Origin of the sequence: Pseudomonas sp. DG56-2, from assembly GCF_004803755.1 — a bacterium.
GTDB classification, from domain to species: Bacteria; Pseudomonadota; Gammaproteobacteria; order Pseudomonadales; family Pseudomonadaceae; genus Aquipseudomonas; species Aquipseudomonas auratipiscis.
Map to the genome: position 1 here is coordinate 1,588,979 of NZ_CP032311.1, position 19,635 is coordinate 1,608,613.

Here is a 19,635-nt window from a genome sequence, read left to right on the forward strand (position 1 = left end):
ATTGTGGCATGCCGCGACGGGTTTTTTCCGTGGTGCGCTTTTGTCTGCGATGATTTACCCGGACAATCGGCGCTTTTTCAAAGGGGCCAGCGATGAAAGCTGACTGGGACATATTCTGTTGTGTTGTCGATAACTTCGGCGACATCGGCGTGACCTGGCGTCTGGCCCGGCAATTGGTGGCCGAGCAGGGGCTGTCGGTGCGCTTGTGGGTCGACGACTTGAATGCCTTCGCGCGAATCTGTCCCGAGGCGGATGCCCAGGCCTCCCGTCAATGGCATAGCGGTGTCGAGGTTTGTCATTGGCTGCCAGAATGGCAGGACACGGCAGTAGCCGATGTCGTCATTGGCGCCTTTGCTTGTCAGTTGCCGGCTGCCTATGTGCAGGCCATGGCCGCCTGTCCTCGTCCACCGTTGTGGCTGAACCTGGAATACCTGAGTGCCGAAAGCTGGGTAGAAGGGTGTCATGGTTTGCCTTCCCCTCAGCCCAATGGCTTGCGCAAGGTGTTTTTCTTTCCGGGCTTTAGCGCAAAAACCGGCGGTTTGTTGCGTGAGGCCACTTTGTTGGCGCGGCGCCAGGCATTCGAGCAGGATCCCTCCGCGCGCCAGGCGTTTCTCCAGCATCTGAATGTAACTGCAGTCGACGGCGCCCGCCTGATTTCACTATTTGCCTACGAAAATTCGAGCCTGGCCAGTTGGCTTGACGCATTGGCTGCCGATAGCCGTGCCAACCATCTGCTGGTACCTGAAGGGCGGGTGCTGGGCGACGTGAAGGCCTGGCTGGGGGTGGATGAGCTGGCGGTGGGTAGCGTGGCAACCCGGGGTGCCTTGACCGTGCAGATCCTGCCGTTTGTCAGCCAGGACGAATACGATCAATTGCTGTGGTGCTGCGACTTCAATGCCGTGCGCGGTGAAGACTCGTTTGTACGCGCGCAATGGGCGGGGCGTCCTCTGCTATGGCACATCTACGTTCAAGAAGAATACGCCCACTGGGAAAAGCTCGAGGCGTTTCTGGATCACTACGTCGAGGGGCTTTCCTCGCCAGCGAAAACCGCGATTGTGGATGTATGGCGAGCCTGGAACATGGACAGCGATATGGCGCAGCCGTGGAAACAGGTGCTTGAACACTGGGATGAGCTCGACCAGCATGCCCGGCGCTGGAGCGTCAATCAGGCCGCTCAGCCGGACCTCGCTACGACGCTGGTACAGTTTTACCGAAATTCGCTATGATATGCGGCCTCGATTTTTGTAAATCCATCCAAATTCGGATAACTAGCAAATGAAAACTGGTAAAGAGCTGAAACCCGGTACCGTGATCCGTATCGACAACGACCCTTGGCTGGTTCAGAAAGCTGAATTCACCAAATCGGGCCGTAACAGCGCGATCATGAAAACCAAGCTGAAGAACCTGCTGACCGGCTACAAGACTGAAACTGTCTACAGTGCCGACGACAAGCTGGACGACGTGATCCTCGACCGTAAAGAAGCGACCCTGTCCTTCATCAACGGCGACACCTACACGTTCATGGACACCACCGACTACACCATGTACGAGCTGAACGCCGAAGACATCGAAGGTGTTCTGCCGTTCATCGAAGAAGGCATGACCGACGTCTGCGAAGCGGTGTTCTTCGAAGAGCGTCTGGTTTCGGTTGACCTGCCGACCACCATCGTCCGTCAGGTTGACTACACCGAAGGTTCCGCTCGCGGCGACACTTCGGGCAAGGTCATGAAGCCTGCCAAACTGAAGAACGGTACCGAACTGAGCGTTGCCGACTTCATCGAAATCGGCGACATGATCGAGATCGATACCCGCGAAGGTGGCTCCTACAAGGGCCGCGCCAAGGTTTAAACCTGGCGTCTGCGCGAATAAAGAACCCGGCCTCGGCCGGGTTTTTTTACGCCTGGGTTTTATCTTCAGACCGTGACGTGCAGGCGTACATCAACGTTGCCGCGAGTGGCGTTCGAGTAGGGGCACACCTGGTGGGCGGCATCTACCAGCGCTTGCGCATCTGCTTGTTGCAAGCCTGGCAACGCGATATGCAGGTCGATGTCCAGGCCAAAACCACCTGGGATCTGGCCGATGCCGACCTTGGCGGTAATCGAGCTATCGTTTGGCAGCGCCTTTTTTTGCTGGCTGGCGACGAACTTCAGGGCACCGATAAAGCAGGCCGAGTAGCCGGCGGCGAACAGTTGCTCTGGATTGGTGCCTTCACCACCCGCACCGCCCAACTCCTTGGGAGTGCTCAGCTTGACTTCGAGTTTGCCGTCGCTGGAGCGCGAGCTGCCGTCGCGACCGCCGGTGGACTTGGCTTCGGCAATGTAAAGCGGAGTGACCTTTTGCATCTTGAGCCTCGTTTTCAAAGGTGCGCCGTGGCGCTGAGTGGGGACGGAAATTAAATTAGCGCACGATTATTTAGTGCGCAAGATAATTTTTGGACCAGCTTACAAGTGGTCACTCACAGCTTAGCGTTCAGAGGCTTTTTTGCAGGTTGGCACGCAATTCCAGCAAGTCGGCCTGCAATTGTTGCAAGCGCTCGATGCTCTCACCACTGGCGGCCAGGATGCACTGGGGAACCGCCTTTGCCTGTGCTTGCAGGGCACGTCCGGGGTCGAGCAAGTGCACCAGCACCACGCGTTCATCTTCGCGGCTGCGCGTACGCTTGAGCAGGCCCTCAGCTTCCAGGCGTTTGAGCAGCGGTGTGAGCGAACCAGGATCGGTGAGCAAGCGCTGGCTGATTTCACCGACGGTCAGACCCTCTTCTTCCCAAAGCACCAGCATCACCAGGTACTGTGGATAAGTCAGCCCAAGCTTCTGTAACAGTGGCTTGTAGACCTTGGTCATAAGCAGCGAAGTCGAATGCAAGGCAAAGCACACCTGGTTATCGAGCAACAGTTCTTGGCAGGGTTCAGGTGCTTTAGGGTCGGCGTTCATGCGCATCCTTTAACTCGTTAGATCCTTGGAATTTATCACGCGGGTAATTAGCGCGCTGACTACCCGCGCAGCTCACTTTGCAGCGCCAGGTCCCAGGGCGGGACGGGGCTGAAGCGGCTCTTGAGAAATTCGAGCAACAAACGGCTACGAGAGTTCGTTTCGTGTTCCAGGCGCAGGGCATAAATGCCGCTGGACTCGGCGGCAGGCAGGCCGCTTTCACAAAACAGCGGCAGCAATTCACCACGCAGCAGGTATTCGCTGATCAGCCACGTGGGTAAATGGGCAATGCCAAGGCCTGCCAATGCCCCGAATAGCAGGGTCTCGGCGTTGTTGGCGCTCATGCGCATGCGTGTAGGTCGGGACAGGCGCAGTTGTCCATCGACGGCAAAACGCCAGGCGAAGGGCGGGGCCAGGCCGTCCCAGTCCAGGCCGTCGTGCCCGGGCAGTTCTGCGGGGCTGGCAGGAACCCCGCGGGCAGCCAGATAGGCCGGGCTCGCGCAGGCGATGCGCACCATGTACGCCAGCGGTGTCGCAACCAGGCGGGTATCTGCCAAGGGACCGGCACGCAACACCAAGTCGACCTCACCCAGATGCGAGCCATGCAGGTCTACAAAACTGTCGATCAGGCGCAGTTGAACATCGAGGCCTGGGTAGGCCACGAGAAAATCAGCGATAGCGGGCGCCAAATGGCGGCGCCCGAATGCCGCGGGGGCATCGACCCGAATCAAGCCTTCCGGGGCGTTGCTCAGCGACACCGCTTCGGCACGCGCCAGGCGCAGCTCTTCGACGATGCGTCGGGCTCGCTCGGCAAACGCATTACCTGCTGGAGTAGGGCGTACAGCGTGGGTGCTGCGTATGAACAGGCGGCTGCCGAGGGCGTTTTCCAGAGAGTCGATGCGTCTTGCCACGGCCGAAGGGGTCAGCGGATGGCGACGGGCAGTCGCTGAAAAGCTCCCGCTCTCCAGTACATCGAGAAACAGGCCGAGTTGCTCGGTGAGTGCATCGGGGTTCATATCGTGTGGATCTGCTTTTGCGTAATGTGCATAGCCATTGTGCGTTGCTATGCGTTTCCCCGCTAGCATCAGGTCGGTAGCATGCCGCCACTGGGTTAATGAAACTGCAATTGTGGTGAGGCGTAATGATTGAGTGGGTGATGTATATAGCGCTGGGCGCTGCACTGGGCACGGTCGGAGGACTGTTTGGCATTGGTGGCGGGCTTATCGCAATTCCGGCGCTGGGAGTGTTGTTCGGGCTCGACCAGCAACTGGCGCAAGGTACGGCCTTGGTGATGGTGGTGCCGAACGTGCTGCTGGCGCTGTGGCGCTATCACCAGCGCAACCGGATCGAGATGCGCCACGCGTTGCCATTGGCAGTTGCCAGCTTTGTTTTTGCCTGGCTAGGTTCGATCTGGGCTGTGGACGTCGACGCACAGTCCATGCGTTTTGCCTTTGTCATGTTCCTGGTTGCCTTGGCTGCCTGGAACCTGGCGCGCATGTTCATGCGCCAGACACAGCCTTCCACTGAACTGCGCTATCCATGGCCCTGGCTCGGTGTGCTGGGCGCAGGCGCTGGAGTGCTTGGCGGTTTGTTTGGTGTCGGTGGGGCGGTAGTTGCCACCCCTGTGTTGACCAGTGTGTTCGGTACCACACAGGTGGTTGCCCAAGGGCTCTCACTGGCGCTGGCGGCGCCCAGTACTGCCGTAACCCTGCTGACCTACGGTATTCACCAGCATGTGCAGTGGAGCATGGGGATCCCGCTGGCAGTGGGTGGGCTGTTGAGCATCAGTTGGGGGGTAAAGCTGGCTCACGCGCTGCCCGAAAAAGTCCTGCGCTCACTGTTCTGTGGCTTCCTGGTGGTCTGCGCGGTGATGCTGGCGTTCAAGATCTGAAGCCTTCAACGATGTAGTCGGCCATGCAGTCGGTCATCTGTGACTGGCTGCTGTTGTTGCGCAGCAGCATGATACTGGCAGTCGGCAAGACCGGCAGGCCCTGCGCTTCGCCTATCACGCGCAAATCGCTGGTAATCAGGCTCTGCAATTGTGCCGTGACCGCAAGGCCAGCGCTGACCACCGCCATGATTGCCGGGGTGCTGGCGCTGGTGTAGGCGATCCGGTATTCCTTTTCGATCGTATCCAGCGCGTTGCAGGCCCAAGTTCGGCAGCAGCAGTCAGTATTGAAAACGGCCAGCGGCAGCGGATTGTGTTCGTGCGGGCAGAAGCCCTGGGCCTGAACCCACACCGCAGGCTCGCGGCGCAGTAATTGACCGACTTCATGGCCGGGCTCGCAGGTGATGATGGTCATGTCCAGGTCCTGGCGCTGCATCAGCTGGCGCGAGCTTTCGCAATGAACCTCGACCTGGATCAGTGGATAGGCCTGGGCAAAGCTGGAAAGAATGCCGGGCAGAAAACGCATGGCATAGTCATCCGGCGTGCCAATGCGCACCATGCCGACCATGTGTGGCATGCGCAGGGTGTTGAACACTTCACCATGGAGTTTGAGGATGCGCCGGGCGTAGCCAAGCAGTACCTGGCCTTCGGCGGTCAGGCGTACCTGGCGGCCGTCACGTTCGAACAGCTGGCGCTGGATGATGTCTTCTTCCAGGCGTTTCATCTGCATGCTGACGGCCGACTGAGTGCGGTTCACCACTTCGCCAGCGCGAGTGAAACCACCGTGTTCAGCGATGGCGACGAAGGTGCGCAGGACGTCGGAGTCGATACTCTGATACTGGGACAAGGCATCAATCTCCTAGATGTATTGCATAAGAAACATTCGTTGGATTGATCTTAGGCCTGCGCTGACACTGTCGTCATCCCACACGGAGGGTAAGACGATGAAAGGTCAGAAAGCACATGTCCTGATGCATCCGCGCTTTGCTCATGGCGGCTTCAGCCATGCCATTGAGGCTGTCATTCAACAGTTGGCGCGCTGGCGGCAGTTGCACCGGCAACGGATGGAACTGGCGCGCCTGAGTGATGCCGCACTGCACGATATCGGCATGAGCCGGGTTGATGTGCTGCAAGAGGTGGAGCGGCCATTCTGGGACGACCCGTTAAAAAAATGAGTCGCGTCCGGCAGGCGTCACTACTACCTTAAGTGGGCTTGTTCAGAAGGAGTCGGGCATGCCCACCACACAATCCTTTTCGCTGGCGCAGGCGCGCCGCCTGGCCTTGGCGGCCCAGGGCTTTGCTGGGCGCACCCCGCGCTCACAGGTGAGTGCCGCGCATCTGCAACGGCTGATGGAGCGCCTGGGTGTGGTGCAGATCGACTCGGTGAACGCCTTGGTGCGTTCGCATTACCTACCGATATTTTCGCGACTGGGCAGTTATCCACAGGCGCTGCTTGACCAGATTGCCTGGGGCCAGCGGCGCCAGCGCAAACTGTTTGAATACTGGGGCCACGAAGCTTCGTTGCTGCCGCTGGCGTTGTATCCCATGCTCCGTTGGCGCATGGACCGTGCGCGTCAAGGACAGGGTATCTACCAGCAGTTGGCACGTTTCGGTCGTGAGCAGCAGCCAACCATTGCCCGTGTTCTGGCTGCAGTCACCGCTCAGGGCGCTTTGGCTGCCGGTAGCCTGTCCACCCGTGAGGTGCGTGCCGGACCCTGGTGGGACTGGAGCGCAGAAAAGCATGCGCTGGAATGGTTGTTTGCTGCAGGCCTGGTGACCGTTGCCGGGCGACGGGGTTTTGAGCGTTTGTACGATCTGCCTGAGCGGGTGCTGCCAGCGGCATTGCTGCAGCAACCATTGCTCGACGAAGCGCAGGCACAGCGCGGGCTGCTCCTGCAAGCGGCCACTGCCTTGGGCGTGGCGACCGAAAAAGACCTGCGCGACTACTATCGACTCAGCCCGGCAGATAGCCGTGATCGCATTGCCGAATTGGTGGAGCAGGGGCAGTTGCAAGTCTGTGCCGTGCAAGGTTGGAACCAGGCAGCCTATTGCCTTGGCGCTGTGCGGCTGCCGGGTAAAGTTGCCTGCAGCGCATTGCTGTCACCCTTCGATTCGTTGGTCTGGGAGCGGGGGCGTACCGAGCGCCTGTTCGATTTTCGTTATCGGCTGGAGATTTACACCCCGGCGCACAAGCGTGTCTACGGCTACTACGTTCTGCCGTTTCTACATCATGAACGGATCGCCGCGCGTGTGGATTTGCGCGCAGATCGGGCTGGCGACTGCCTGGCGATCCATGCGGTGCACGAGGAAGTCCAGGGCCTGGACGATGCTGGGGTGCAAGCGCTGGCTGACAGCCTGTGGAACATGGCGAGGTGGCTGGGCTTGAGCCGCTTGCAGCTGAATTGTCCTCGAGCCAGTGCCGGGCGGTTGCGCCCGGCACTGGCCCACAGCACCTTCAGCGTCGGACTTGTTTGAGAGTCTCGGCGATCAGGAAGGCCAGTTCCAGGGACTGGTCGGCGTTCATGCGCGGATCGCAATGGGTATGGTAGCGATCTGACAGGGCGTCTTCGGTAATGGGGCGGGCGCCACCGATGCACTCGGTGACGTTCTGTCCGGTCATTTCAATGTGAATGCCACCGGCATGGCTACCCTCGGCCTGGTGCACCTGGAAGAACTGCTTGACCTCGCTGAGGATCTGCGCGAAATCGCGGGTTTTGTAGCCGCTGCTGGCCTTGATGGTATTGCCGTGCATCGGGTCGGAGCTCCACAGCACTTTGCGTCCTTCGCGCTCGACGCTGCGAATCAGTGCCGGCAAGTGCTCACCGACCTTGCTGGCACCCATGCGTACGATCAGATTGAGGCGGCCGGGGTCATTGTCCGGGTTGAGCACATCAATCAGGCGGATCAACTCCTCGGTATTCATGCTCGGGCCGACCTTGACCCCGATAGGGTTGTTCACCCCGCGCAAAAACTCCACATGTGCACCGTCGAGTTGGCGCGTGCGGTCGCCGATCCAAAGCATATGCGCCGAGCAGTCGTAGTAGTCGTTGGTCAGGCTGTCACGACGTACGAAGGCTTCCTCGTAATTCAACAGCAACGCTTCATGGGCGGTAAAAAAGCTGGTTTCACGCAATTGCGGTGAACTGTCCATGCCACAGGCACGCATGAAGGCCAGGGTTTCGTCGATACGGTCAGCCAATTGACTGTACTTTTCTGCCAGTGCCGAGTTGGCAATGAAGTCCAGGTTCCACTTGTGCACCTGGTGCAGATCGGCAAAACCACCTTGGGCAAAGGCGCGCAACAGGTTCAGGCTGGCGGTGGACTGGTGATAGGCCTGGAGCAGGCGTTCCGGGTCGGGTACCCGGCTTTTTTCGTCGAAGCCGATACCATTGATGATATCGCCACGGTAGGCCGGCAGAGTCACCCCGGCAACGGTCTCATCATTTGCCGAGCGCGGTTTGGCAAACTGCCCGGCCATGCGCCCGACCTTGACCACCGGGCAGCCGGCGGCAAACGTCATGACGATCGCCATTTGCAGCAGCACCTTGAAGGTGTCGCGGATTTTGGCCGCCGAGAACTCGGCGAAGCTTTCTGCACAATCGCCGCCCTGCAGAAGAAACGCGCGGCCCTGGGTGACTTCGGCAAACTGTCGGCGCAGTTCCCTGGCTTCACCGGCGAATACCAGCGGCGGGTAACTTGCCAGGGTCTGTTCGACCTTGAGCAGGTGCTCGGCATCAGGGTAGGAAGGTTGCTGCTGGATCGGCAGGGCGCGCCAGCTGTCAGGGCTCCAGGGTTGATTCATCACGGGCTCGGTCAGGTCGGAAAGGGGCTGCCTGCCATGTTAACAGTTGCGGCACGCCTTGTTGCACTGGCGCCATTGACGGACAATGGCCGTTTTGCTCGAAGCAGCGGCGTAAGCCGGGAGACAGCATGACAGTGGAACGGGTGGAGCGGGTGCTGGCCCAGGTGCAGGACCAATACGGCACCATCAGCGTCCTGGAGGTCGAGGACTATCGGTTTCTCGAATTCGGTGAAGCCATCGAGCAGAGCTGCGTGTTTACCGCCGATCCGAGCTGGCTGGAATACGACTACACCCGCGCCATGTTCATCGCCGCGCTGTGTCACGCCGAGCCCGAAAGCGCGCTGTTTCTTGGTTTGGGCGCCGGAACCTTGACCCAGGCCTGCCTCAAGTTCCTGCCGCTGGAAGACGTCGAGGCCATTGAGCTGCGTCCCGATGTGCCGCGCCTGGCCATCGAGTATCTGGGCCTGGATGATGATCCGCGCCTGTATATCCGTATTGGCGATGCCATGGAGTTGCTGGGTTCTGCCGAGTCTGCCGACTTGATTTTCGTCGACTTGTATACCGATCATGGGCCGGGTGTGGCCCATCTGGCGTGGCGTTTCCTCGAAGACTGCCAGAAGCGCTTGAATCCTGATGGTTGGCTGGTGATCAACCAGTGGGCTGGCGATGATGGCAAGCCACTGGGCGCCGCATTGCTGCGTGGGCTTTATCATCGTCACTATTGGGAGCTGCCGGTCAAGGAGGGCAATGTGATTATCATCGTTCCAGCCGACCTCGACCAGGAACTGGACATGGCCGGGCTCCAGGCTCGCGCCGCAGCCCTGGCCCCGCGTCTTGGCTACTCGCTGGATGCCTTGATCGCAGCGATCCGCCCGGCTACGTGAGACGCCTGGTGCAGCGGGCGCAGGAAAAACGTTTCAGCCATTTGCAAGCCTATCGCCCCAGGCCCGCCGTAGCGTGGCTTGGGACAGGCGCGTTGGAATAAAAAAATCTCCCGCGATTTTGGAATTCAGGTATAGTACGCGCCGGTCTTTTACCAGACCTCGTTTAGGTAGTGCATTTCCGAAGCCAGCTTCGGCTGCGCGTCCGCCCTGCGGACGCTCCCTGACGTTCCTTTTTTTTCTTCAATCGTTTTCGCAAATCCCCGCCGACAAAGCTGCCAGGGTGACTTTCGGGTCTTACAAGGCATGCGCAGCTTTGGAGCATGGGTCTTTGCGGATGCACTTAGAGGCAGACCCATGACCCAGGAAACCGGCGGCTTCGCCGCTCTCGATCTTCATCCAAGTATTGTTGCCGCCGTTGTGGCTACTGGCTACGAAGAGCCATCGGCCATTCAGCAGCAATCGATCCCGATTATTCTTGCCGGTCATGACATGATCGGTCAGGCGCAGACAGGTACCGGCAAAACTGCCGCTTTCGCTCTGCCAATCCTGCACCGCATCGACCCGAGCAAGCGCGAGCCGCAAGCCCTGATCCTGGCGCCAACCCGTGAGTTGGCGCTGCAAGTAGCCACCGCTTTTGAAACCTACTCCAAGCAGATGCCTGGCGTTACCGTGGTGGCCGTATACGGTGGTGCCCCAATGGGCCCACAGCTGAAAGCAATTCGCAATGGCGCGCAAATCGTCGTTGCCACCCCTGGCCGTCTGTGCGACCACCTGCGTCGCGACGAGAAAGTCCTGGCAACCGTCAATCACCTGGTGCTCGACGAAGCTGACGAAATGCTCAAGCTGGGCTTCATGGATGACCTCGAAGTCATCTTCAAGGCCATGCCGGAAACCCGCCAGACCGTACTGTTCTCCGCAACCCTGCCGGCCTCCATCCGTGCAATTGCCGAACGTCACCTGCGTGATCCGAAGCACGTCAAGATCCAGACCAAAACCCAGACCGTGACTGCCATCGAGCAGGCTCACCTGATGGTCCACGCTGACCAGAAGGTCTCCGCTGTCCTGCGTCTGCTGGAAGTGGAAGAGTTCGACGCACTGATCGCCTTCGTGCGTACCAAGCAAGCCACCCTGGACCTGGCTAGCGCCCTGGAAGCCAAAGGCTACAAGGCTGCTGCGTTGAATGGTGACATTGCCCAGAACCAGCGTGAGCGCGTTATCGACTCGCTCAAGGATGGTCGCCTGGACATCGTCGTTGCTACCGACGTTGCCGCTCGTGGTCTGGACGTGCCGCGCATCACTCACGTGTTCAACGTTGACATGCCGTACGATCCAGAGTCCTACGTTCACCGTATCGGCCGTACCGGTCGTGCCGGTCGCGAAGGTCGTGCACTGTTGCTGGTAACGCCGCGTGAGCGTCGTATGCTGCAGGTGATCGAGCGTGTCACTGGTCAGAAGGTTGCAGAAGTTCGTCTGCCAAATGCCCAGGCCGTTCTCGATGCTCGCATCAAGAAGCTGACCAACAGCCTGGCGCCACTGGTTGCCGACGCCGAGTCGACCCATGGTGATCTGCTCGATCGCCTGACTGCCGACATCGGTTGCAGCCCGCGTGCCCTGGCCGCAGCGCTGCTGCGCAAGGCTACCAACGGTCAGGCCCTGACCCTGGAAGCTGTCGAGAAGGAGCAACCGCTGGTTCCGACCTCCGCTCCGCGTGAGCGCTCTGGCGATCGTCCAGACCGTGGCGAGCGTGAGCGTCGTGCGCCAATGCCGCTGGGCGAAGGCCGTGCACGCTGCCGTACCGCGCTGGGTGCGCGTGATGGCATCGCTGCCAAGAACCTGCTCGGCGCCATCCTCAACGAAGGCGGCCTGGCCCGCGAAGCAATCGGCCGCATTCAGGTGCGTGATAGCTTCAGCCTGGTTGAACTGCCGGAAGAGGGTCTGGAGCGTCTGCTGGCCAAGCTCAAGGACACTCGCGTTGCCGGTAAGCAGCTGAAGCTGCGCCGTTATCGCGAAGACTGATCCGCGAGCACAAAAAAATCCCCGACTGAGTTGGGGATTTTTTTTGCCCAGGCTATTTCAATCGAAGCGATAGATGTCCATGCCCAGCGCCCCGAGGGTGAAGCCCTGGTGGACGATGGCGAATTCCGTGCCTGCACCTCGAGCGAAGTACAGGGGCAATAAATGCTCATCGCTAGGGTGATTGCGCATGGCAAAGGGCGCCAGGTGCCGGTAATCATGCAAGGCCTGGGTGTCATCTGCCTGCAGTTTTTCAATCATCCAGTCCCGAAACGCCAGCGCCCAGGGTTCAATGCTTTGCGGACCTGCGCGCCAGTCCAGTTCGCCCAGGTTGTGGGTGATGCTTCCGGAGCCGATCAGCAGAACGTCGTCATCACGCAAGCTCGCCAGCGCGCTGCCCACCAGTTCCTGAAACTTCGGCCCAAGCTGGGTGGGAAGGGAAACCTGTACCACCGGAATATCTGCGTGGGGATACATCAGCGACAGAGGAACCCAGGTGCCATGGTCGAAGGGGCGTTGGGGGTCGAGGCGCGTTGGCATGCCGGCCGCGCAGAGCAGTTCTGTTACCCGTTGAGCCAGGGCCGGGTCGCCGGGGGCAGGGTACTGCACGGCATACAGTGCGGCGGGGAAGCCGCCGAAGTCGTGCCAGGTTTGCGGGGTGGGGCTGCTGGATACCAGCAACTCCCGGCTTTCCCAATGTGCTGAGACCACCACGATTGCTTTGGGTCGTTTTAATGCAGCAGCCAGGCGTTTCAAGGCAGGGCCACTGGCACCTGGCTCCAGGGCGAGCATGGGCGAGCCATGGGAAATGAACAGGCTGGGCAGCATCAGGGTGCTCCGGACGTTAAGATGTGCTCATCTTCGGGCAAAGCATTGATCTAAATCTAATATAAGTTTTCGCAGTATTTGATCGAATTTATCGAGGTGAGGCATGCAGGCAGCGTTTTGGCTTTCACGTTGGAACAATAATCAGATTGGCTTTCACCAGTCTCAGGTCAACGGTCACCTGCAACAGTACTGGCCGACATTGGCGGTGGCGCCTGGAGCGCGCGTGCTGGTGCCGCTGTGTGGCAAGAGCCTGGACATGCTCTGGTTGGCAGGGCAGGGCCTGCAGGTGCTTGGGGTGGAGCTGTCGGAGCGTGCGGTGGAGGATTTTTTCGCTGAGCATCAGTTGCAGCCCCAGATCACTCAGCAAGGTCCGTTCAAGGTTTTTCGCTGCGACGCCATTGAAATTCGCTGCGGTGATTTCTTCGCCTTACGCGCTGAAGACGTCGGCGCGTGTGCTGCTTTGTACGATCGAGCTGCACTGATCGCGTTGCCCGCGCCTATGCGCGTGCTTTATGTCGAGCATTTGCAGACCCTGCTTGCGCCACCGGTGAAGGGCTTGTTGATCACCCTGGACTACGACCAGTCGCAGATCGACGGGCCGCCGTTTGCTGTCGTCGATGACGAAGTGCAGGCGCTGTTCGCCGCCTGGCAGCCGCGTGAGCGGGTATCGCATGATGTGCTGGCCGAGAGTCCGAAATTCCAACAGGCTGGCGCCACGCGCTTGTTGGAGCGGGTCTATCAGTTGCAACGCTGATATAAAAAAGGTCCTTCACGAAATCCCAGGGCATGATCTCGGGGCTGGGCTGGGCTGGGCTGGGCTGGGCTGGGCTGGGCTGGGCTGGGATTTGAGTCTGTGAGCTTATCCATTCAATGCGGCGCCGCTGTTGGCCCCTTCCGCCCTTACGGCGGGTCCCTTTTGTCTTGGCAAAAGGAACCAAAACCGTGTGTCCCTGCATTCGGCCCTACGCTGCGCTCCGGGTCCCCTCGCTCCGGCATCGCTCCCGTCGGGACCGCACCGAAGGGCCGTCCTGGCCCTACGGTGCTCGCAGGCCATCCATGGCCTGCACCCGACTACGCAATACCTACACTCAGCCTACTGAAGGGACGATCCAGCGCCTCGCTGTTGCCGGTGCCGTTGCTTTGCTTCTCCCTACACAAATCGTGCAGACGCCACAAATCGTCCCTTCAGTAGGCCGAATGGAACCCTTGCGTAGTGGGGCGACGGCCATGGATGGCCGGCGAGCGCCGCAGGGCCAGGACGGCCCTTCGGCGCGGTCCCCGCGGGAGCAAGGGTGGAATGAGGGGACCCGGAGCGCAGCGTAGGGCCGGATGCAGGGACAACGGGTTTTGCCCACTTTTGCCCCGACAAAAGTGGGTCGCCGTAAAGGCGAAACCAGCCAGTGGTGCCACCACATCAAACGGATATGCCCATCGCCACTCGAGCCACATTCCGGTGCTCGCCCGCTAGCAGGCCCGGTGCGTAGTTCCCGGAATTCCGTGAACAACCATAAAAAAGGGCGGCCCTGAGGCCGCCCTTGTTTCTTGCGCTGTCCCTTAACCGCGACGGCGCAGAGCTTCGATGCGATCTTCCAGCGGTGGGTGGCTCATCAGCAAGCCAGCCAGGCCCTGCTTGAGGCCGCCGTTGATGCCGAAGGCGTTCAAGGTGTCGGGCATATGCACCGGTACCCCTTGTTCCGAACGCAGGCGCTGCAGAGCGCCAATCATCGCGCCGGTACCGGCCAAGCGTGCACCAGCTTCGTCAGCACGGTATTCGCGTTTACGCGAGAACCACATGACGATCATGCTGGCGAGGATGCCCAGAATCAGCTCGGCAACGATGGTCGCGATGTAGTAGGCGATGCCTTGGCCTTCTTCGTTCTTGAAAATCACCTTGTCGACAAAGTTGCCGATGATGCGGGCGAAGAACATCACGAAGGTGTTGACCACACCTTGTATCAGCGCGAGGGTGACCATGTCGCCATTGGCCACGTGGCCGATTTCGTGAGCCAGGACTGCACGTACTTCGTCAGGCGAGAAGCGCTCGAGCAGGCCCTGGCTGACAGCAACCAGTGCGTCGTTGCGGTTCCAGCCAGTGGCAAAGGCATTGGCCTCATAGGCCGGGAAGATACCTACTTCAGGCATTTTGATGCCGGCTTCGCGGGACAGTTCTTCGACGGTCTGCAGCAGCCATTGTTCATGGCGGGTGCGCGGCTGACTGATGATCTGGGTGCCCGTGCTCATCTTCGCCATCCACTTGGAGATGAACAGCGAAATCAGCGAGCCGGCAAAACCGAACACGGCGCAGAAAATCAGCAGCTGATCGAGCTTGAGGTCAACCCCGTTTGCCGCCATGAACCCATTGAAGCCAAACAGGCTCAAGGTGATGCTGGCAATCAGCACAACCGCAAGGTTGGTGGCTACAAACAGTAAGATGCGCATCATGGTTGTTACGTTCTCCTGACGGATAAAAGTGTCACGTATGCGGGGGTATATAAGGTGCGGGCTCGAGTGATTCAACCGGGCGACTATTTCAAACTGTGTACTTCTTTGTATTACAGTCGAATTCCATCATTCCGCACGCGAGATCATCAGGTCTTACAGAAGGGAGAATCAGCCTGTAAGGCCTGCATCAACAAGGATGCAGGCCTTTTGCAAAGCTTTATCGGTTATTGCTGATATGTCTTCAAGAAGTTTCCGATACGGCCAATGGCCTGTTCCAGGTCATCGACGCGCGGCAGGGTGACCACTCGGAAGTGATCGGGCCATGGCCAGTTGAAAGCGGTGCCCTGGACAATCAACAGTTTTTCCGAGAGCAGCAGGTCTAGGACGAATTTTTCGTCGTTGTGAATCGGGCAGACTTTCGGGTCGATGCGCGGGAACGCATAGAGCGCGCCCATTGGTTTGACGCAACTGACGCCGGGGATGTCATTGAGCAACTCCCAGGTGCGGTTGCGTTGCTCAAGCAGACGACCCGGCGGCAGGACCAGATCATTGATGCTCTGGTAGCCGCCCAGGGCGGTCTGAATGGCGTGCTGGCTCGGCACGTTGGCACACAGGCGCATGTTGGCCAGCATGTCGATGCCTTCGATGTAGCTCTGAGCGTGCTGCTTGGGGCCGGAAATGGCCACCCAGCCGGAACGGAAGCCCGCAACGCGGTAGGACTTGGACAAACCGTTGAAGGTCAGGCAAAGCAGGTCTGGTGCTAGCGAGGCGGTACAGATATGCACGGCTTCGTCGTAGAGGATCTTGTCGTAGATCTCGTCGGAGAACACCACCAGGTTGTGCTGGCGGGCCAGTTCCAGCATGCCCAGCAGTAACTCGCGCGAGTACACCGCGCCCGTTGGGTTGTTCGGGTTGATGATCACCAGGGCTTTGGTGTTGGAGGTGATCTTGGCCTTGATGTCGTCAAGGTCCGGGAACCAGTCGGCTTGCTCGTCGCACAGGTAGTGCACTGGATTGCCGCCCGCCAGGCTGACTGCAGCAGTCCACAGCGGGTAGTCAGGTGCCGGAATCAGCACTTCGTCGCCGTTGTTGAGCAGCGCTTGCATCGACATCACGATCAATTCGGATACGCCGTTGCCCAGGTAGATGTCTTCGATGCCGACACCTTCGACCTGCTTTTGCTGGTAGTACTGCATCACCGCCTTGCGCGCGCTGAACAGGCCCTTGGAGTCGCTGTAGCCCTGGGCAGTCGGCAGGTTGCGGATGACATCCTGGAGGATTTCGTCCGGCGCTTCGAATCCAAACGGCGCAGGGTTGCCGATGTTCAGCTTGAGGATGCGATGACCTTCCTCTTCCAGGCGTTTGGCGTGCTTGAGCACCGGGCCGCGAATGTCATAGCAGACATTGGCGAGCTTGTTCGATTTGCTGACCTGCATGATGTGATCCCGATTAGAAAAGATCGCCGCGCACTGCGCTGTGAAATCGTTTGAAAAGCGTGTAACGCGGGTGCCAGACTGATGTCTGATGAGGCGCAATAATATACGTGCCGACCGCGTTGGGGAAAAGACGCAACGCGGGGTTTTTAGTCTGCCGAGGCCTGCATATGGAAAAGATAGAGAAAACTGCGGAGCAATGGCGTGCCATGCTCGATCCCGAGCAGTACAACGTCTGCCGCTTGAAAGGCACCGAACGGCCGTTCAGCGGTAAATACAACGGCACCAAGACCGAGGGTGTCTACCACTGCATTTGCTGCAATGCGCCCTTGTTCGATTCCAAGGCCAAGTTCGACTCCGGTTGTGGCTGGCCAAGCTTCTACGAGCCGATCGAGGACAGTGCGATGATCGAGATTCGTGACATCTCCCATGGGATGATCCGCACCGAAGTCACCTGTGCACAGTGCGATGCCCATTTGGGGCATGTGTTTCCCGATGGGCCACCGCCAACCGGTCTGCGCTACTGCATCAACTCGGTCTGCCTGGACCTGGTTCCACGCTAACAAAGGAGTAGGGTCATGGCCGACGCATTGTTGAGTATTCCTTGCATCACTCTGGCAGGTGAGCAAAAGACCCTGGCGGACTTCCAGGGTAAAGCGCTGTTGGTGGTCAATACTGCCAGCCAGTGCGGCTTTACCCCACAGTACAAGGGCCTGGAACAGCTGTGGCAGCGTTATCGCGAGCGCGGTCTCGTGGTGCTGGGTTTTCCCTGCAACCAGTTCGGCAAACAGGAGCCGGGAGACGCCAGGGAAATCGCGCAGTTCTGCGAAATGAATTTTGGTGTCAGCTTTCCGCTGTTTCGCAAGATCGACGTCAATGGCGGTAGCGCTCATCCCTTGTTCACCGAACTGAAAAAACGCGCCCCCGGGTTGTTCGGATCGCAAAACATCAAATGGAACTTCACCAAGTTTCTTGTCGAGTCGAGCACGGGCAATGTCACACGTTACGCGCCGAGTACCAAGCCGGAAGCGTTGAGTGCGTCGATCGAGAAAATGCTCAAATAGTCACCAGCGGCGCCCAGTGATCGATCAAGGCCAATAGCTCTTCACGACGGAAGGGCTTGGCCAGATAGTCATTCATGCCTGCGGCGCGGCAGCGCTCACGTTCCTCGGGCATGGCATTGGCCGTCAGGGCGACGATAGGCAGGTTCGGCCAACGTCCGCTCTGACGGATTCTGCGGCTCGCCTCGTAGCCGTCCATGACCGGCATATTGCAATCCATCAGCACCATGTCAAAAGCGCTGTGCTCCAACTGCTCCAGGGCCTGGGCGCCGTTGGCGGAAATACTCACTTCGCAGCCCAGCTTGACTAGCATGCCCTTGGCCACCAGCTGATTAACCGGATTGTCTTCCACCAGCAGAATGCGCGCGCGGCGCTCGCTCTGCGAGGTGCTGTTCTGTGCGCTGGCGTGAGCGCTGTCGGTACCATGAAGTGTGCGGCGCAGAATCTGGTACAGGGCATTGCGTGCCAGCGGTCGCGCCAGTTGTTGCAATGGCGCCAGTTGCGCAGCCTGGTCGCTGGGCAGAAAGTTGCCATAGGCGGTTACCAACAGAATCGGTGCCGCGATCTTTGGACGCAGGTCGAGCAGGCTGTCGAGGTCGTCGGTAATCAACAGGTCGGGAGGGGGCTCGCCAATCGCTTCGGCGTGTTCATAGCGTCGATGGTCCAGTCCCCAGCCAGGTAATAACATTTGCAGCAACTCGGCCAGTCCGCTACCAGGGTTGGTGAGGATGGCCACTTTGCCGTGCAGGGGGGCTGCCGGTACTGCCGGAGAGTGGCAGAGCAGGGGGAGTTCAGCGCTGAACTGGCTGCCGAAGCCGGCCTGCGAGTTGATGCTCAAGCGGCCCTGCATGGCTTCGCAGAGATTATTGGTCAAGGCCAGGCCCAGGCCGGTGCCGCCATACTGGCGGGTGATACCTGCACCGGCCTGGATAAAGGGCTGGAAGATTCGCGCCTGGGCTTCGTGGGGTATACCGATACCTGTGTCGCAGACGTCCAGGCGTACCCCCCCTGGGTGGGCGCGCAGGCGTACATCGACACGCCCGAAGCGGGTGAACTTGAGCGCGTTGGACAGCAGGTTGCTGATAATTTGCCGTACCCGGGTGGGGTCGCCCACTACCATGGCGGGAAACTGTGGGTCGATCAGGCAAGTCAGTTCGACGCTGGGGGCGGCGTTCTGGGACAGCAGGTTGGCCGTGTCTTCAACCATGGCGCCAAGGTCGAAGGGGATGCGTTCGAGTTCCAGTTGGCCGGCATCGAATTTGGACAGGTCAAGAATGTCATTGAGCAGTTCTACCAGGACTTTGCCTGAGTCGTGGGCAATCGATAGTTGCTGACGCTGCTCGGCATTGAGCGGGCTGTCCAGCGACAGGGCGATCATGCCCAGCAGGCCATTGAGGGGGGTGCGAATCTCGTGGCTCATGTTGGCCAGAAAGGCCGCTCGTGCCTGAGCCATGTCCAGGGCGCGCCGCCGTGCTGCATCGAGTTCGTCATTAGTCTGGCTCAAGCGCGCGTTGCTGGTCTTGAGCTCATTGGTGCGGGCCGAAACAGCGTCTTCCAGCTCATTGAGGTAAGTGGTCAAGCGGTTTTCCGCATTGCGCCGTTGCTGGATTTCGGTCGCCATGCTGACAAACTGCTGGTTGGCGACTTTGACCAGTACCCCGATCTCATCCTGCTCATGGCCCGGTGGGAAAGACAGTTTGGATTGTTCCGGTTGTCGTGAATCGCGGTTAGCGAGGGCACTGATGATGCGAACCAGGGGCTTGGTCAGCATGAAGTAGAACAATGCCATGAGAATCAGGGTTAGCACCAGGCTGCGTATGAAGCCATTGAGCAGGGTGATCTCGGCGCGCTTGAGGAAGTGGTTGCCGAAGGCGAAGGTGTCGACTTCCAGGTAAAGGGTGCCGAGGTTTTCAGTCGGCATACTGCTCAGAAACAGCGGGTGCTCGAACTGCCGGTTCTCGCCGAACAGAAAGTCGCTGATAAACCGGTAGCTGCTTTTTTCGCGTGGACGCTGGACGTCGGCCAGCACCGTGTCGTTGTTGTCGATCAGGCGCGCGCGGATAATCGCCGGAGATTGCAGCAGGCCACCGGCCAGCTCCTGCGCCAGTTCCGCGTCGATGTTGTAGGCGATGCGTGAGGCCGGGTTGTGACTGATTTGTAGCAGCGCTTGCATCTCACGGTTGATGGAGGCGTCTTCGCTGGCATAATCGATACCAATCTGGATGAGACTAAGCAATGTACCCAGGATGAAGCCGACCAGGACCGTCAGCCGGGCTTGCTTGAAGGACAGGCGATTGGTGAACTTGATATCCATGAGACCCGAGCCAGTTTCACATTCCGTGCGCTGCGCAAGCAT

General features: G+C 59.4%; 18 protein-coding genes and 1 pseudogene. 10 read left to right on the forward strand and 9 right to left on the reverse strand.

The window, feature by feature from the left end:
• Nucleotides 1-92 precede the first annotated feature (92 nt).
• Together earP and D3Z90_RS07455 are read left to right on the forward strand one after the other, a co-directional pair.
• On the forward strand, nucleotides 93-1,226 hold the full coding sequence (gene earP, locus D3Z90_RS07450) for an elongation factor P maturation arginine rhamnosyltransferase EarP (RefSeq protein ID WP_136475135.1): 1,134 nt from the start codon (nucleotides 93-95) through the stop codon (nucleotides 1,224-1,226).
• Nucleotides 1,227-1,275: 49 nt separating this feature from the next.
• Nucleotides 1,276-1,848 (forward strand): elongation factor P, encoded by a 573-nt coding sequence (locus D3Z90_RS07455; protein WP_136475136.1) that lies wholly within the window; start codon nucleotides 1,276-1,278, stop codon nucleotides 1,846-1,848.
• Between the two features lie 65 nt (nucleotides 1,849-1,913).
• On the opposite strand, the gene D3Z90_RS07460 is transcribed toward D3Z90_RS07455, so the two are convergent.
• The 3 genes from D3Z90_RS07460 to D3Z90_RS07470 all read right to left on the reverse strand — a co-directional run bounded on the left by D3Z90_RS07460 (nucleotide 1,914) and on the right by D3Z90_RS07470 (nucleotide 3,944).
• The gene (locus tag D3Z90_RS07460; RefSeq protein WP_136475137.1) at nucleotides 1,914-2,342 is read right to left on the reverse strand and encodes an organic hydroperoxide resistance protein; all 429 of its coding nucleotides are present in this window, start codon (nucleotides 2,340-2,342) and stop codon (nucleotides 1,914-1,916) included.
• 127 nt (nucleotides 2,343-2,469) lie between these two features.
• A complete protein-coding gene (locus tag D3Z90_RS07465) occupies nucleotides 2,470-2,931 on the reverse strand; it encodes a MarR family winged helix-turn-helix transcriptional regulator (protein WP_136475138.1) in 462 nt (153 codons plus the stop codon).
• A gap of 59 nt (nucleotides 2,932-2,990) precedes the next feature.
• Complete coding sequence (locus tag D3Z90_RS07470; protein WP_136475139.1) at nucleotides 2,991-3,944, reverse strand: LysR family transcriptional regulator; 954 nt, start codon at nucleotides 3,942-3,944, stop codon at nucleotides 2,991-2,993.
• A gap of 125 nt (nucleotides 3,945-4,069) precedes the next feature.
• Here D3Z90_RS07470 and D3Z90_RS07475 point away from each other — a divergent pair, with 125 nt between their 5' ends.
• On the forward strand, nucleotides 4,070-4,819 hold the full coding sequence (locus tag D3Z90_RS07475) for a sulfite exporter TauE/SafE family protein (protein ID WP_136475140.1): 750 nt from the start codon (nucleotides 4,070-4,072) through the stop codon (nucleotides 4,817-4,819).
• Here the strand turns inward: D3Z90_RS07475 and D3Z90_RS07480 are convergent.
• Entirely contained in the window at nucleotides 4,809-5,663 is an 855-nt protein-coding gene (locus tag D3Z90_RS07480) for a LysR family transcriptional regulator (RefSeq protein WP_136475141.1), read from the reverse strand. The genes D3Z90_RS07475 and D3Z90_RS07480 overlap by 11 nt on opposite strands.
• Nucleotides 5,664-5,760: 97 nt before the next feature.
• On the opposite strand from D3Z90_RS07480, the gene D3Z90_RS07485 reads away from it, so the two are divergent.
• The gene (locus tag D3Z90_RS07485) at nucleotides 5,761-5,991 is read left to right on the forward strand and encodes a DUF1127 domain-containing protein (protein ID WP_256658333.1); all 231 of its coding nucleotides are present in this window, start codon (nucleotides 5,761-5,763) and stop codon (nucleotides 5,989-5,991) included.
• Nucleotides 5,992-6,049: 58 nt separating this feature from the next.
• Nucleotides 6,050-7,291 (forward strand): winged helix-turn-helix domain-containing protein, encoded by a 1,242-nt coding sequence (locus D3Z90_RS07490; RefSeq protein ID WP_136475143.1) that lies wholly within the window; start codon nucleotides 6,050-6,052, stop codon nucleotides 7,289-7,291.
• Here D3Z90_RS07490 and D3Z90_RS07495 read toward each other — a convergent pair.
• Nucleotides 7,272-8,618, reverse strand: coding sequence for a class II 3-deoxy-7-phosphoheptulonate synthase (locus D3Z90_RS07495; protein ID WP_136475144.1), 1,347 nt, complete (start codon nucleotides 8,616-8,618; stop codon nucleotides 7,272-7,274). The two genes, D3Z90_RS07490 and D3Z90_RS07495, sit on opposite strands and share 20 nt — an antisense overlap.
• Nucleotides 8,619-8,746: 128 nt before the next feature.
• Between D3Z90_RS07495 and D3Z90_RS07500 the strand changes: the two genes are divergently transcribed.
• Entirely contained in the window at nucleotides 8,747-9,502 is a 756-nt protein-coding gene (locus D3Z90_RS07500) for a spermidine synthase (protein ID WP_136475145.1), read from the forward strand.
• Nucleotides 9,503-9,822: 320 nt separating this feature from the next.
• Nucleotides 9,823-11,518, forward strand: a pseudogene (locus D3Z90_RS07505) (DEAD/DEAH box helicase).
• Nucleotides 11,519-11,575: 57 nt separating this feature from the next.
• Here D3Z90_RS07505 and D3Z90_RS07510 read toward each other — a convergent pair.
• Nucleotides 11,576-12,343, reverse strand: a complete 768-nt coding sequence (locus D3Z90_RS07510) for a class III extradiol ring-cleavage dioxygenase (protein WP_136475147.1) — start codon at nucleotides 12,341-12,343, stop codon at nucleotides 11,576-11,578.
• A gap of 103 nt (nucleotides 12,344-12,446) precedes the next feature.
• On the opposite strand from D3Z90_RS07510, the gene D3Z90_RS07515 reads away from it, so the two are divergent.
• Entirely contained in the window at nucleotides 12,447-13,097 is a 651-nt protein-coding gene (locus D3Z90_RS07515) for a thiopurine S-methyltransferase (protein ID WP_136475148.1), read from the forward strand.
• 800 nt (nucleotides 13,098-13,897) lie between these two features.
• Here D3Z90_RS07515 and htpX read toward each other — a convergent pair.
• The gene (gene htpX, locus D3Z90_RS07520) at nucleotides 13,898-14,785 is read right to left on the reverse strand and encodes a protease HtpX (protein WP_045187091.1); all 888 of its coding nucleotides are present in this window, start codon (nucleotides 14,783-14,785) and stop codon (nucleotides 13,898-13,900) included.
• Between the two features lie 224 nt (nucleotides 14,786-15,009).
• Nucleotides 15,010-16,221 carry a pyridoxal phosphate-dependent aminotransferase gene (locus D3Z90_RS07525; protein WP_136475149.1) on the reverse strand — a complete coding sequence of 404 codons (1,212 nt, stop codon included), beginning with the start codon at nucleotides 16,219-16,221 and terminating at the stop codon, nucleotides 15,010-15,012.
• Between the two features lie 167 nt (nucleotides 16,222-16,388).
• On the opposite strand from D3Z90_RS07525, the gene msrB reads away from it, so the two are divergent.
• Both msrB and D3Z90_RS07535 read left to right on the forward strand, forming a co-directional pair.
• Nucleotides 16,389-16,781, forward strand: coding sequence for a peptide-methionine (R)-S-oxide reductase MsrB (gene msrB, locus D3Z90_RS07530; protein ID WP_136475150.1), 393 nt, complete (start codon nucleotides 16,389-16,391; stop codon nucleotides 16,779-16,781).
• Nucleotides 16,782-16,796: 15 nt separating this feature from the next.
• Nucleotides 16,797-17,282: a glutathione peroxidase gene (locus tag D3Z90_RS07535; RefSeq protein WP_136475151.1), complete on the forward strand. Its 486-nt coding sequence runs from the start codon at nucleotides 16,797-16,799 to the stop codon at nucleotides 17,280-17,282.
• On the opposite strand, the gene D3Z90_RS07540 is transcribed toward D3Z90_RS07535, so the two are convergent.
• Complete coding sequence (locus D3Z90_RS07540; protein ID WP_136475152.1) at nucleotides 17,275-19,635, reverse strand: response regulator; 2,361 nt, start codon at nucleotides 19,633-19,635, stop codon at nucleotides 17,275-17,277. The genes D3Z90_RS07535 and D3Z90_RS07540 overlap by 8 nt on opposite strands.